The sequence below is a fragment of the Pseudomonas putida genome (assembly GCA_041879295.1).
In the GTDB taxonomy this organism is placed as follows: Bacteria; Pseudomonadota; Gammaproteobacteria; order Pseudomonadales; family Pseudomonadaceae; genus Aquipseudomonas; species Aquipseudomonas putida_Y.
In genome coordinates this window covers 1,984,890-1,998,990 of record CP047152.1, presented here as the reverse complement: position 1 = coordinate 1,998,990, position 14,101 = coordinate 1,984,890, and the positions used below count along the sequence as shown (strand labels likewise).

Below are 14,101 nucleotides of genomic sequence, written 5' to 3'. Positions count from 1 at the left end.
GGCGGGGGCGCTTGGCTTGAGTTCTGGGGTGCCTTCGAGATCGAGCGCCGCCCGCGCGGCGCATCGCGAGCTGCGCTCGCTCCTACGTTTGTTTCGGGCCAGTCATTCCTGTGGGATTTGCGCGCGTACGCCTTGGCGCATGGCTTGATATCGCGTCGTACAAACAAAACGGTCGCGCGCGTCTGCCACAGGCGTTACTGGCCCGAAACAAACGTAGGAGCGAGCGCAGCTCGCGATGCGCCGCGCGGGCGGCGCTCGATTTCTGCCACCCCCTAAAACCCACGGCAAACACACCCGGCCATTGCGCAACGTCATGCCAGGCGGTGTGGCCTTGAGGGTATGGCGGTAGAGGTGCGTCGCCTGGGAGACCGAGCGCCGCCCGCGCGGCGCATCGCGAGCTGCGCTCGCTCCTACGTTTGTTTCGGGCCAGTCATTCCTGTGGGATCTGCGCGCGTACGCCTTGGCGCATGGCTCGATATCGCGTCGTACAAACAAAGCGGTCGCGCGCGCCTGCAACAGGCGTTACTGGCCAAAAACAAACGTAGGAGCGAGCGCAGCTCGCGATGCGCCGCGCGGGCGGCGCTCGATCGCGCGGGTGCCCTAAAAACCAAGACTTGCCCCCACCAGCCCCACCAACAACTCAAACCCTTTCAAAAGGCCCCATGTACCCGCACCACCACTCCCAGAAACGCGCAGCCTTCTTCACACAAAACCGTCGGATAGCGCGTATTCAGTGGCCTGAGCATCTTGTCTCCACCCTCTTCGACCAACTGCCGCAATACCGCCGGGCGCCCCGGCTGCCGTGCAATGACCAACCTGCCGGGCTGTGCCTCCAGCCCGGTATCCACCAGCACGCGCATGCCCTCGGGCACGCTCTTACCACTGGCCGCATTCATCGAGTCGTTTTCAACCACCAGCCAGAACGCATTGCCAGCGGGCATATAGTCCGTCTGCTCATGGGACGTGCTCGTTTCAGGCAATGGCCCCTGCAGGTCAGCCCAACTCAGCACCGGGAAGCGGAAGCTGGCATAGAGCAGCGCCTCGGCTGAAACCGGCTGCTCGGCCGTATAGAGCCCTTGCGCCTCACGCACGATGTCGCGCTCGACCACCATGACCTGGGCTTCCAGAAACACCAGCCCAAGCTTCTCCAGCTTTTCATTGATGGTTTCCAGCGTCGGCCGACGCGTGCCACGCAGCCAATGCCCCACGCCCCCCTGCGTCATGCCCAGGCGCTCGGCCAGTTGGAGCTGACTGAGGTTATGTTCGCGCTTGTAGCGCTTGAGAAATGCGTTCCAGTTTTCCATGAGCGGCAACAATACGGACTGTATTAACCGCTGCAATACACAATCTGAATTATTTATTTGGCACTACATAGTACAGCTTGACCTATTCTGTGATTCCAGTGTGCTTGAAGGGAAATCAGCAGGTATTGCCATGAAACCATCGAAAAACGACGAAACAGATCTCGACAGCGAAGCCGCACGCCGCGCGCTCGACTACTACCTCAACCCCAACCCGCCGCGGCCTACCCTGGACAACAGGATCTGGACCCTGCACGAGGGCGTAACCGGCGACCAGGCCCAGGAACACGCCATCGCCCTGCTGCGCTGCGCTGCGGCCACCGCCCAGGAAACCGCTACACACCAGCACGGCAGCCAGCGCGAATTGACCTTCGCGTTGATGCACATGATGGACATGGCTCGCGCACTGCTGGAGCACAAACGCACCGAGTGACCGGGTTTACAGACAAGAGAGAAGGGAGAAAACGTGATAGCCAGGTAACGGCAAAGGCCCCGATTGCCGGGACAAGGAAGCGCGCCGGTAAAACTTTTTTACCGGATTAGCGAAAATTCATTTGACTGGTAAATGATAACGATTATTATTGCACTCAGCTGATCGCGAGATCTGCTGGATAACCTGAAAGCTTAGGTCGCTCTCAGATTATCTCCTCATCAGGCTAATCACGGTTTTTGACCCGGCTTTTTGCCGGGTCTTTTTTTTGGCTCTTCAGGCTCATGAAGATCATGATGGCGCGCATGATAACAAAGGTGTTTCAGGGCGTGAACGCTCGTTACAAAACTTTGCGGAATCAGCACTTGAGAATCAATCTCGTTTAATCTACGCTGATCACGCATCACGGAAGATGCCCCCTCCTCCCCTTTATAGAGCAAGGAGCTGTCCATGACCCGTCTGCTGCTGCCCCTTGAACACCCCACTCCTGCTGCCGAGCATGATGCCGACGACGCCCTGCTGCATGCACTGAAGCGGCTACCACGGCGCGTACAGCAAGTATTCCTGCTCAACCGCCTCGATCGGCTGGACTTCGCCAGCATCGCTGTGCGCCTTGACCTGCCACTGGCGAGTATCGAGCGCAACATGGGCCAGGCGCTGCAGGCTGGCCGCTCGCGCCGGGATGTGCTGACGAGCGTGGCCGGGCAATGGTATGTGCGCTTGCAGAGTCCGCAAGTGACGGCGTGCGAGCGTATCGACTTCCGCCGCTGGCTGGATGCCGATACGGCGAACTTGCAGGCGTTTCACGATACGGAACTGCGGTGGCGCAGCCTGCTGGCGCCGGCACGGCAATTGGGCCATGACGGCTGGTATCGGCAAGGCCGGGCGGCGCTGTCGCTGGGCGGCTGCTCGGTTGCGGTCGGGCTGGGCGTGGCGGCGTTGGTGCTGGTTGGGTTCTGGGCGTGATCAGCGCTTCAGCATGCCTGTACGTCCCTGCCCCTGAGCATGCACCGTGCGCATGCCCGACTTCAGTTGCTCGATAGCCTGGGTACAGACATGCCGTGCCTGGGCTCGCTCTTCGTTTTGCACCGCCTCCTGCCTACATGACAGGCACATCCGCCTGTTCGGCCAACGCCACCCTGACTGGCTGTTGCAACAACCCTCGGGGCAACCGAAAACCTTTGAACGGTTGTTGAGTAATTGGGTTGAAGGCCTTTTCCGCGTTCAGCCTGTAGCGCATCACACCATCACCTGTTTTGAAGCTCAGGTCCACGCTGGTTGCCGTACGCCCATTGAGCGCACCGCGGCTCAGCAGGCGAAACATCGACCAAGGCCCTCGATACTCCAGGCTGCTGCTATTGCCGTTCTGCCTGAGCAGGGTCAGGTTGCTGCGCACGTGTTGCCCCAAGGTATTGGGCCAGACAATACCGGTGATCTGGCTTGGGCCGTGGGTGTAGGAAATCAGCTGGCCATCCAGATCCAACAGGCTGGTGCGTTGATTTGCACTAAGCCCCAACGGCTCGATACTGAACTGCACGCTGAGGTTACCGCGCTGATCAAAGAACGTTTCGCGGATGCGATCGGCCCGTTCCAGCTGCTCGATCACATCGGTACGGATCAGGGAGCGCCCCTGCAAACCATCCTGCAAGGCTTCCAGATTGTCCTTGAGGAAAAGCTTCAGGTATTGATCCTGGAACTGCTGCAGTCGCCCCTTCGGCCCGAAGAACGCCTCAAAGTCTTCCAGCGAAGCGTCGGGTGCCCTGACTACGAAAGGGTAGCGCTCTGCCAGGCGCTGCTGGAAGAAGCTGTAGACTTCAGCATCCCATCGCCGCTCCAACTCGCGCAGCGCTTCAACGTTCAGCACCTGCGCCGTTTGATCTGCCACCTTTCTAACGTGATGATTGATTGGCTCCGGCAAGCCAGTGGCAACGCGTTGCAAGGTGCCGATGGGGTCGTGCCCGGTCATTGAAAAGCGTTGATGCACTGCGTGCAGCGCAGCCTTGCCTCGGTCTGGGCTACCCTGTACCGCCTTGGCATAGTCGTGGACGGCGACTATGGCTGCGTGGGTTTCATCGTAGTAGCTCGGTTTTTCGCCTGCAGCGTGCAACATGGCGCTCAAGCCTGCAAACGCCCGCTGGATGACCAGCGCCTGTTGTTGCTCAGGCTTGCTGTTGACCGAAACAGGCGAAGGGGCCTCATCCGCCACGCCAACATTAACCGGTGATAACAGCGAACTGTTGTCGCGAACCGTCTCCAGCAATCGGTGCAACGGCGCCGCTGGCCCGGCCAACTGTTCAAGGATCGTGACGCCATGATCCAGGTCTCGAAAATCCGCCACGGAGAATGCGTTCAAGGCGCGGCGCCAGCTGTCGATGTAGTCGGCGCTGTACAGGTTGCGCAGGCGCTCGTTCAGCGCAGCCTGGTCGGCATCGGAGTAATCCAGTTGAGCACGTTCCCCCAGTACCCACTGGTCGATCATGGCCATTTCCGTAAAGCGCTGACTACGCGGTTCAAAGTACTCCTTGAAGCCTTTGGCGGTGAGCATTGGCGCCAGCAAAACGCCATTGTCGCCCTGGCTCGAGCCGGAAGACAGCTGGTAAACGACATCGAACGCAGGCCCCACCTGATGACGCAGGTCCAGACCGGTATGCAACTGCTCCTGGGCCTGCTGCTTCAGGCCCGCATACACGCGTTGTGGCAACGGCACCTTACGCAATGTCTGCTGCACTTGGCTGACACGCTGGCGATACTGCGGCAGGTCGGTATCCGCGTAGGCCAGCGCATACTTCAGGTGCCGCATGAGGTCTCGTTGCAGCTGCCCCTGGCCGGGGAAGGCCTGTTGCCATTGTTGCGCCATCCAGTCCTCGACCCATTCCGCTCGACGGTTCCGGCGATCCTCAAGCATCCGGTAAACCCGGAGCGCGGTCATTTGCTGCTCGCTGCCGGGGGGCGCCGCATCCATGGCCTCGATCACGCCGCTGGCCAACGCAGGCAAGAAGCGCCTGGACAACAAGCTGAGGTACGCCTCATCCACGGTCGGCCCGATGGTACGGCCCTGGTACAGCCCCAGATCAGCAACACCCGGCCACGCAGCGCGGTAGTCGCCAAACACTGCTACCGCATCGCGGATCTGGTCCAGCGGCTCCAGCAAGTTGCGCCCGGTCGGGTCCAGACGCTGATCCACTTCGTGATGGCTGTACTCCCGGCTCTTGGCCAGCACGCTGGCGGCCTTGACGCCATTGATGTCGAAGTAACGATGCCAGCTGGCGATGGCGACGCAGAAGGCCAGAACGCCTACAGAAGAACCCACCCACAGCAGTTGGCGCTTGCGCCGAGCCACCCTGACGTTATCGCCGGCAAGGCCGGCCTCTTTGTAGATGACCCGTCCAAAGGCCTGTTGAATGAAGTAGGCCAACGCCTTGCCCTGCGTCTTGCCCTCAACCAAGGGGAGGCTGGTCTTGTAAGGCTGCGCCGCCTCACGGACAAAGGCGTTGCGCACGTCACCGTGCTGGACGACTGACGACCAATACACACCGCGCACCAGCGCCGGGGTGGTGAAACGGTCACTTGCCAAGGTCTCGCGCAGAAAGCCCAACAGTACTGGGCGCAACCCGAGCAACTGCCTATGCAGTGAGTAGAGACGTGAACGCAACGCAGGGCTACCCGGCACGTCCAGCTGATCGATCACCTGCTCGAACAGCTGCTCCAGCAACCGATCGTAATGTTCGCCATACTCGCCTAGCCAAGCGTCGAAGGTATCGACCGCATCCAGCTTGAACGTGAATCCAAACAGGCTGTTGCGCTTGGCGGCCGAAAGCTTGCTGTAGAATTGGTCGAAGCCGTCCAGCAGATCGAATTTGCTCAACACGACATAAAGCGGCAAGCGCGAGCCCAACTGGCTGCTCACCTCGTAAAGACGTGTGCGCAGCAGGTGGGCAAGGGCCGTGCGTTGCTCGACGGTACCGTGCAGTAGCGCAGGCAGGTCGACAACCAGCACCAGGCCGTTGAGGGCTCTCTGGCTTCGATTGCGCTGCAGCCAATCCAGCAGATGCTGCCACAAGTTGGCTTGGGTTCCAGGCGGTACCGAGGACTCAGCGTCACTGGAGCCACTGCTCAGCGAATCTACGGGACCGTTCTGGCTGATAAAGGCACCGGGCGGGTCGATGATCACCGCATCATTGCTGATCCACCATCCCACGGGGTAGGCGAGCGCCTGCGCAGGCCGGCCTCGTGCCTGGGCCTTGTCGATGCGGGTCAACGAGAAACTTTGATCGGTGCAGTCAATAAAGCTGCTCTTGCCGGCCTGCCTGGCGCCCAGCACGAGGTACCACGGCAATCGGTACAGCGCGCGACGCCCACCGGCATTGTCCAGATAGCGTGCGAGCGCTTGGCTCAACCCCTTCTCTTGTGCGTGAACGAACGGTAGCGCCGGGTCCGCCTCGGCGTCCATTGCCTGCTGACGCTCTGCTTGCAAGCGGCGAAAGCGCGTTCTCAACACGACCAACCAGCACAACAGCACCATCAACAAGAGCACCAGGCTGGCCACACTACGATGCACCACACTGGCCAACGGCTGCTGATCGCGCCACGTCCATTGCGGGCCGAGCCACCAGATGGCAACCAGCATCAGCACAGCACCAAGCCCAAGTAGCAGCGGCATTGCCAGACCGATACGGGTCATGAGCGGCCAGCCCCAACGTTTGAGGTACTTCCAGAGTTGATTCATCGAGGCTCCTGCTCCTTGTTCCGATCGGCCAGCACGTGGGAGGACGCGTATTGTTGAAGCCGCTGGAATACCTCGGGCTCCCAGTCGCTGGCGGTGGTTTGCTGCATCGTTCGCGCGACCCCGGCGCACAGGTCCTGGGCTAACCAGGACACGCCTCGTGCGGCCAACAGATCAGCTGCGATGACGGTGGTATGACAGCGCTCGCGAGGGGCTCGAAAATCTGCCTGCATCCCCTGCAGCCTTAGCAACACCGGTTCTACGCCGCCGCTTTCCAGCTGGCTGACCAGTTCTTCGCGAAGGCTGGCGAACTCTTGGGAGGCTGCCGCTTGCTCGGACTGCCCGTCTGCCCTTTTGAGCCAGGCCAGGCATTGGTCGTCGACAAACACCTGACCGTCGCTGAAGCACAGCTGCTGCAGCGCTGGCATGCGCAGCACGAAACGAGCGGTCGCCGCACGGATGGCCTCAGCCACTTCGCCCATCGCCAGCCGCGACGCGGCGGTCGCGGCAAGAAAGCTGCCGCGAATCCAGAAGGGAGAAGCCGTCACACTTTTTTCAACTCGCTGGAGCAACGCCGCGTCGATTACGGTGCCGGCGATGGCATCCTCGTAGTCACTGGCAATATCCCGTGGTACTGCCATCAACTCTGTACGGCTGCCCTGCCGGGTTTGCGGTGCGGCCTGAATGTGGGCCCACAGGCCGAAGCGGCGCAGTTGATAGCCGGTAGGGTCGTACGGGTCCTGCTGGTTGATCAGCTCGGCCATGCTCAACATGGCTCGGCGCGTCTCGCGCTCGTTACCGATCGACATGCGGGGTTTTGGCGTGGCGATGACATCAGCCTGCGGCGCAGGTTGCGGGCTCTCCACCGGCGCCTTGGGCGCATCGCGCTCGCCAATACCATTGGCAAGCGCCGTGTGTTTGTGCAACAGGCGCTCCAGCTCACCCAGAACAGCCGATCAGCAGCTTCAATTACGATGAGAACATCAACGGCCGGCACGACAATTACCTGTGGGGCAGCTCAGCCTTCCTGTTGGCCAGCTGCATCAACGACAGCTTTGCCCGCTACCGCTGGTGTCCCAACATCATCGGCCCACAATCGGGTGGTGCCGTCGAAGACCTGCCGGTGCATCTGTACGAATCGCTGGGGCAGCTGCAGGCCAAGATCCCTACCGAGGTACTGATTTCCGACCGCAAGGAATTCGAGCTGGCCGAAGAGGGCTTTATCGCCCTGACCATGCGCAAGGACAGCGACAACGCCGCGTTCTTCTCAGCCAACTCGGTGCAGAAGCCGAAAAACTTCCCCAAGACACCCGAAGGCCTGCAGGCACAGACCAACTACAAGCTCGGCACCCAACTGCCGTACCTGTTCATCGTCAATCGCCTGGCTCACTACATCAAGGTGTTGCAGCGCGAGCAGATCGGCAGCTGGAAGGAGCGACGCGACCTTGAGTCCGAACTCAACAAATGGATCAAGCAATACGTCGCCGACCAGGAAAACCCTTCGGCCGATGTGCGCAGCCGTCGGCCGCTGCGTGCTGCCAGGGTCGAGGTCTCGGACGTGGCGGGTGATCCGGGCTGGTACCAGGTCTCGCTCGCCGTGCGCCCGCACTTCAAGTACATGGGCGCGAACTTCGAAATTTCCCTGGTAGGCCGGCTCGACACGCAATGAGTGGTTTCTTCGATCGCTTGATGGCGGACCCGTCCGCCATCCGGGAGCCGTCTCGCCAGGAAAACGCTTCGCACAAGTTCGCGGCCATCAAGCGTCACCTCGAAACGTTGCTGAACGCTCGCCAGGGTTGCTCCCAAAGCAGCCCCGACCTGGGCCTGCGCGACTTCAACGGGCATGACGTCAGCAGCGGCGACCTGCTGCAGCAAGTGAGCGCCGATATCCGCCGTACCCTCCAGCGCTTTGAACCGCGCATCCACGTGCGCGCGCTCAAAGCGGTACCGGATTGTCACGCCCCGTTGGAACTGCATTTCAGGCTCGACTGCCAGGTGCAGGTCAACAACCAGGCAGAGCAGTTGCAGCTGGAGCTGCTGGTAAACGGACACAGACAAACCACGTTGGTGATCGCTCGCAGCCCTGTTGCAACCACCAAGACCCTGGATGAGGCCTTGGAGGAGCAACTGAACGTATTACGGAAGAAGTCAAAGGCGCTGACCATTACGCCCGCGAAAGTGACCCGCCTTGGAAGCAATGAGCATCCCATCGACAGTCGGGAAATGGCCATCCAGTTCATGGTCGGCGACAAGCCCCACTACCAGCTTCAGGCGGCCTGCCTGATACCGGGGCAGCAACGGATGCTGGTGCTCAACTACAGCAAGCCTGGGCCTTTGAGTGACGACGATATCAGCCACTGGCGCGCGCTTAAAGACGAGCTCCGATTTGCCTGAGCCTCTCCACGCCCCAGGACAAGGACTTTCGGATTGCTAGGAGCTTACCGCCAATGGCGCAGACCGTTCACGCCGCCCGAATGGGCGACGCAATTCTTCATCCATCGCTTGCCGCTGAAATGATCAGCGCAGTTGCCGAGGCCGTTATCTATGCAGCGGCCACCGCGGCCGTCGCCGCAGCCATCAGCTTGGCCGTGGTTGGCACCGTAGCCACTGGCGGTGCGGCTGGCGTCGCCATCGCCGCCGTCGCGGGTGTGGCAGTCGGCGCAATGAGCACCCTTTCCGTCGGCGAAGACCAGACTGTCGGCGATGCCATCTCCAGCTTTTGCGACAGCCTTGGCAACAGCGTGGTCTCGCCCGATCCCTACGGAAAAATCGAGAGCGGGTCAACCAATGTGCTCATTAACAGTGAGCCCGCTGCGCGCGCGGCCGGCACCACGGGCCCACCTGGAGGCGGCGCAGCCGATACTGAACAAGAGGAACCGTCCATCCTGGAGAACGTTGGTTCCATGGCCATGGCTGCGGTGCCTTATCTCGTCCCGTTCGTGGGGCTGGGGATGGCCATACGTGACATCTTCAACCCGCCCGTGACCACACCGGCCGACCCAGGCTCGGAGCCTGCGAAAGGAGACAAGATCAGCTGTTCGCGCCACCCGCCCCTGCCCGACACCTTCATTGCGCAAGGCTCGGACAAGGTATTCATCAATGGCCAACCCGCAGCGCGTTCAGGTGACAAGACCACCTGCGATGCCACGATTGATGTGAATGAAAACGTATCGCCCAATGTGCGCATTGGTGGCGGTACGGCGACGGTCCGGGACATTCGCAACGGCAAGAGCAAGATTGCGATGTTTACCGGGATTATTGCGGGGATGCTTGTTTCACGGAGAATCAGGCTGCCCCGTAGACGCCCCCCAACCGCACCGGTACCAAGACCCAAATCCAAAGGTTGCCCATATAAGGGTAACCCCGTGCTCGTTTCCGCAGGTAGCAAGGTCCTTGTAGGCTCCGAGGAAGTTGACTTCAGTCTTCCCGGCTTGGTGGGTATTGAATGGGCACGAAGCTACGACAGCAATGATAGACGTCCCGACGGCCTATTAGGCATGGGATGGTGCGTACCGTATGAGGTTGAGCTCATGCGTGTGCCACACCCCCATGGGGGAGAACTGTGGATTTACATTGACGAGGAAGGTAACCGACTGGAACTGGGACGCCTCAGTGCCGGTGATGCCTTCGTCAGTGCCGTGGACGGCTTGGCCTTCTTCCAGCTGGAGGAAGGCCAGACCGTTGTCGAAGATATCCATGACGGGCTCTATCAGGTCTTCGATACAGATCCACTGAATCCCAAACGCTCACGCCTGATCAGGCTCGGCGACCGCAATCTCAATTGCCTCGACCTGCTGTACGACGAACAAGGGCGCCTGAAAGCCCTCTATGACAAGTACGGCCACCCAAGGCAAACTGGTCACCCGCACACGCTACGACACCAGCGGTCGCCTGGCCGGCAAGGCTATTCACTACCGCGATGCCCCTGCTGAAGTGCTGCCGCTGCTGGACAAGGCCTATCGCTACGATGCCAGCGACAACCTGATTGCCGAGGTACTGACCCAGATCCAGCGCCGCGGGATGACCAACGCTGCCAATGACGAAAACGCGCATCTTGAACAGATCATCGGCCGCTTTCATGACCTACCTCACACGGGCAAGACTTATTCGGGACACAACCGTTACGGCTACGACCTCAAAAGCATCAATGCCCGGGGTAAACACACCCACTTCCGCTACGACGCACGTGGTTATCTGGTCGAAAGCGAACGTCCAGGCGGTCGCATTGACCGCTATGAAATTGATGTCGCTGGTCAACTGACGCGCTACGTCGACCCTGCCCAGAAAACCCTGCAATTTCGCTACGCCCCCAGCGACCGTTTGGTCGAAACCGGGGCAATAGCCGAGATATAAAATTCAGGCATAAAAAAAGAGGCCTTAAAGGCCTCTTCTTTTTGATCCCAGCGACGCACTGAGGATCGAATTTGGAGCGGGAAACGAGACTCGAACTCGCGACCCCGACCTTGGCAAGGTCGTGCTCTACCAACTGAGCTATTCCCGCGTCGTGATGGGTGCCATTCTAGCGATTTCTAAAACAGCGTCAACCCCTTGATTCAAAAAACTTTTATTTTTTTTCCGAACCTTCGCGCAGGTGCGGCCAGGCGGCCAACAGGTAGTGCACCATCGACCACAGCGTCAGCCCCGCTGCCACCAGCAGCAGCCCGTAGCCCAGGATCACCCAGAACGTTACCGCTGGCGGGTTGCCCAGCAGGATCACCAGCGCCAGCATCTGCGCCGCAGTCTTCCACTTACCGAGGTTGGACACCGCCACATGTGCTCGCGCCCCTAGCTCAGCCATCCATTCGCGCAGCGCAGACACCACGATCTCGCGACCGATGATGACCGCCGCCGGCAGGGTCAGCCAGAAGTTGGCGTGGGTCTGCACCAGCAGCACCAGGGCCACTGCCACCATCAGCTTGTCAGCCACCGGGTCGAGAAAGGCGCCGAACGGCGTGCTCTGCTGCAGTCGACGCGCCAGGTAGCCGTCCAGCCAATCGGTGGCGGCGGCAACCGCGAATACGCTGCTGGCAGCCATGTAGCTCCACTCATAGGGCATATAGAAGAGCAGAATGAAGCACGGAATGAGCAGGACGCGTAGAACGGTGAGCAGGTTTGGAATATTCATCGGTACGACTGGCCGCAAGTTGAGCCCGGCATTCTACTCGCTATGCAGGCTGGCATAAATTGATTCGGCAAGCTTTTTACTGATGCCGGGGGCTTTGGCGATTTCATCGATACTGGCGCGGTTGAGCTCCTGCAGGCCGCCGAAATGTTTCAGCAGGTCGCGGCGGCGCTTGGGCCCTACCCCGGCCACATCTTCAAGGCTGGAGACTCGACGGGCCTTGCCACGGCGGGCGCGGTGGCCGGTGATAGCGAAGCGGTGGGCTTCGTCGCGGATCTGCTGGATCAGGTGCAAGGCCGATGAATCGCCCTTGAGGGTGAATTCGTGATGCACATCGTTCAGGTACAGGGTTTCGAAACCCGCCTTGCGTGTGACGCCCTTGGCCACACCGAGCAGGGTCAGGTCGGTGAAGCCCAGCTCCTGCATCACATCGCGGGCCATGTTCAGCTGGCCCTTGCCACCGTCCACCAGCAGCACGTCGGGCAACTTGCCCTCACCGTCCTTGATGCGCCCATAGCGGCGGGTCAGGGCCTGATGCATGGCCGCGTAATCGTCACCTGCGGTGACGCCTTCGATGTTGAAGCGGCGGTAGTCGGACTTGATCGGCCCTTCAGGGCCGAACACCACGCAACTGGCCACGGTAGCTTCACCACTGGAGTGGCTGATGTCGTAGCATTCCAGGCGTTGCGGCACTTCATCCAGGCCCAGCACTTCGGCCAGGGCCTCGAAGCGCGCAGCCATGTGCTGGCGGTTGGCCAGGCGGGCATTCAGCGCCTGCTCGGCATTGGTCACTGCCAGTTGTTGCCAGCGGGCGCGGGTACCACGCACCCGGTGGCTAATGGTCAGTTCGCGGCCACGCAGCGTGTGCAGTGCTTCGGTGATGGCATTGAAGTCTTCGTGCACAACATTGACGATCAACTCGCCGGGCAGCTCGCGCTCTGCGTTGCCCAAGTAGTACTGGGACAGGAATGCGGCCATGACCTCGGCCACCTCCTCCTCGATGCCCACTTGCGGGAAGAAGTTCTTGCTGCCCAGTACTCGCCCGCCGCGCACGCTGATCAGGTGCACACAGGCGCCACCCGGGTTGACGAAGGCGGCGATGACGTCGACATCACCGCTGCCGCCCTCGATGTACTGCTGGTCCTGCACGCGGCGCAACAGGGCGATCTGGTCGCGCAGCTCGGCGGCTTTTTCGAAATCGAGGGCCATGGCGGCCTTCTCCATCTCGGCGTTCAACTCATTGCCCAGTTGCTGGCTACGCCCTTCCAGAAACATCACCGAATGGCGCACGTCTTCTGCGTATTCCTCGGCAGTCACCAGGTCGGTGCAGGGCCCTTTGCAACGTTTTATCTGGTATTGCAGGCATGGTCGGGTGCGGTTGGCGTAGTAGCTATCTTCGCACTGACGCACTGAAAAAGCCTTTTGCAGCAGGCTGAGGCTTTCGCGAATGGCCCCGGCGCTGGGGTACGGGCCAAAATAACGGCCCTTGGCCTTTTTTGCCCCCCGGTGAATGCCCAGGCGCGGAAACTCGCCATCGGACAGAAACACGTAGGGGTAGGACTTATCGTCGCGCAGCAGGATGTTGTACGGCGGCCGCCATTCCTTGATCAGGTTCTGCTCCAGCAGCAACGCCTCGGTTTCGTTGGCGGTGATGGTGGTTTCAACCTGGGCGATGCGCGCAACCAGCGCGGCGGTCTTGGGGGCAAGGCCAGTCTTGCGGAAATAGCTGGCCAGGCGCTTCTTCAGGTTCTTGGCCTTGCCCACGTAAAGCAGCCGGGCTTCGCCGTCGAACATCCGGTAAACGCCCGGGCGACCGCTGCAGGTCGCCAGGAATGCGCTGGCATCAAAGACTTGGGACATGAGGTTTTACAGGCTTGCGTCAACCATACCGTGGCGAACGGCCAGCAAGGTCAATTCGACGTCACTGGTGACCGAGAGTTTTTCAAAGATCCGATAACGGTAAGTATTGACGGTCTTGGGCGAGAGGCACAACTTGTCGGAGATGATCTGCACCTTCTGGCAGCCGACGATCATCAGGGCAATCTGGATTTCCCGTTCGGACAACGCGTCGAACGGAGAGCCCTGCGGCTGGAACGGTTTCAGCGCCAGCTGCTGGGCGATCTGCGGGCTGATATAGCGCTGGCCGGCAAAGGCCAGACGAATGGCTTGGACCATTTCGTCAAGGCCCGCACCCTTGGTCAGGTAACCGGCAGCGCCGGCCTGCAACAAGCGTGTGGGGAACGGGTCTTCCTCGCACACAGTCACCGCCACTACCTTGATGTCAGGGTGGCTGCGCAGCAGTTTTCGGGTGGCCTCCAAGCCGCCGATGCCGGGCATTTTTACATCCATCAGCACAACGTCCGGCTTCAGCTCCCGGGCCAGTTTCAGTGCCGACTCGCCCGAGTCTCCCTCACCCACCACCTGCAGGCCGTCGATGTCGGCCAACATCCGTGTAATACCGGTTCGTACCAGATCGTGATCATCGACCACTAAGACCCTAATCAAGCACACACCTCGTCAGCAGG

General features: G+C 60.6%; 9 protein-coding genes, 1 tRNA gene and 3 pseudogenes. 5 read left to right on the top strand and 8 right to left on the bottom strand.

Annotated elements, in window-relative coordinates:
* Positions 1-650 precede the first annotated feature (650 nt).
* Positions 651-1,304, bottom strand: a complete 654-nt coding sequence (locus GST84_09020; GenBank protein ID XGB12498.1) for a helix-turn-helix domain-containing protein — start codon at positions 1,302-1,304, stop codon at positions 651-653.
* A gap of 130 nt (positions 1,305-1,434) precedes the next feature.
* On the opposite strand from GST84_09020, the gene GST84_09015 reads away from it, so the two are divergent.
* Positions 1,435-1,734: a hypothetical protein gene (locus tag GST84_09015; GenBank protein XGB12497.1), complete on the top strand. Its 300-nt coding sequence runs from the start codon at positions 1,435-1,437 to the stop codon at positions 1,732-1,734.
* A 227-nt stretch (positions 1,735-1,961) separates the two neighbouring features.
* Here the strand turns inward: GST84_09015 and GST84_09010 are convergent, their stop codons facing one another.
* Positions 1,962-2,183: a hypothetical protein gene (locus GST84_09010; GenBank protein XGB12496.1), complete on the bottom strand. Its 222-nt coding sequence runs from the start codon at positions 2,181-2,183 to the stop codon at positions 1,962-1,964.
* Between GST84_09010 and GST84_09005 the strand changes: the two genes are divergently transcribed.
* The gene (locus GST84_09005; GenBank protein ID XGB12495.1) at positions 2,182-2,697 is read left to right on the top strand and encodes a DUF4880 domain-containing protein; all 516 of its coding nucleotides are present in this window, start codon (positions 2,182-2,184) and stop codon (positions 2,695-2,697) included. The genes GST84_09010 and GST84_09005 overlap by 2 nt on opposite strands.
* Positions 2,698-2,830: 133 nt before the next feature.
* Here GST84_09005 and tssM read toward each other — a convergent pair whose 3' ends face one another.
* Together tssM and tssA are read right to left on the bottom strand one after the other, a co-directional pair.
* Positions 2,831-6,457, bottom strand: a complete 3,627-nt coding sequence (gene tssM, locus GST84_09000; GenBank protein XGB12494.1) for a type VI secretion system membrane subunit TssM — start codon at positions 6,455-6,457, stop codon at positions 2,831-2,833.
* Positions 6,454-7,410 (bottom strand): annotated as a pseudogene (tssA, locus tag GST84_08995) (type VI secretion system protein TssA). The gene tssM and the pseudogene tssA overlap by 4 nt, the downstream one beginning before the upstream one ends.
* Between tssA and tssC the strand changes: the two are divergent.
* The 3 genes and pseudogenes from tssC to GST84_08980 all read left to right on the top strand — a co-directional run bounded on the left by tssC (position 7,398) and on the right by GST84_08980 (position 10,690).
* Positions 7,398-8,123, top strand: a pseudogene (tssC, locus tag GST84_08990) (type VI secretion system contractile sheath large subunit). The pseudogenes tssA and tssC overlap by 13 nt on opposite strands.
* On the top strand, positions 8,120-8,848 hold the full coding sequence (gene tssE, locus GST84_08985; GenBank protein ID XGB12493.1) for a type VI secretion system baseplate subunit TssE: 729 nt from the start codon (positions 8,120-8,122) through the stop codon (positions 8,846-8,848). Before tssC ends, tssE begins: the two are co-directional and overlap by 4 nt.
* Positions 8,849-8,901: 53 nt before the next feature.
* Positions 8,902-10,690, top strand: a pseudogene (locus GST84_08980) (hypothetical protein).
* A gap of 189 nt (positions 10,691-10,879) precedes the next feature.
* On the opposite strand, the gene GST84_08975 reads toward GST84_08980, so the two are convergent.
* The 4 genes from GST84_08975 to uvrY form a co-directional block, all read right to left on the bottom strand.
* A tRNA-Gly gene (locus GST84_08975) sits at positions 10,880-10,955 on the bottom strand.
* A 63-nt stretch (positions 10,956-11,018) separates the two neighbouring features.
* The gene (gene pgsA, locus GST84_08970; GenBank protein ID XGB12492.1) at positions 11,019-11,579 is read right to left on the bottom strand and encodes a CDP-diacylglycerol--glycerol-3-phosphate 3-phosphatidyltransferase; all 561 of its coding nucleotides are present in this window, start codon (positions 11,577-11,579) and stop codon (positions 11,019-11,021) included.
* A 33-nt stretch (positions 11,580-11,612) separates the two neighbouring features.
* The gene (gene uvrC, locus GST84_08965) at positions 11,613-13,436 is read right to left on the bottom strand and encodes an excinuclease ABC subunit UvrC (protein XGB12491.1); all 1,824 of its coding nucleotides are present in this window, start codon (positions 13,434-13,436) and stop codon (positions 11,613-11,615) included.
* 6 nt (positions 13,437-13,442) lie between these two features.
* Positions 13,443-14,081, bottom strand: a complete 639-nt coding sequence (uvrY, locus tag GST84_08960) for a UvrY/SirA/GacA family response regulator transcription factor (protein ID XGB12490.1) — start codon at positions 14,079-14,081, stop codon at positions 13,443-13,445.
* Positions 14,082-14,101: the final 20 nt, after the last annotated feature.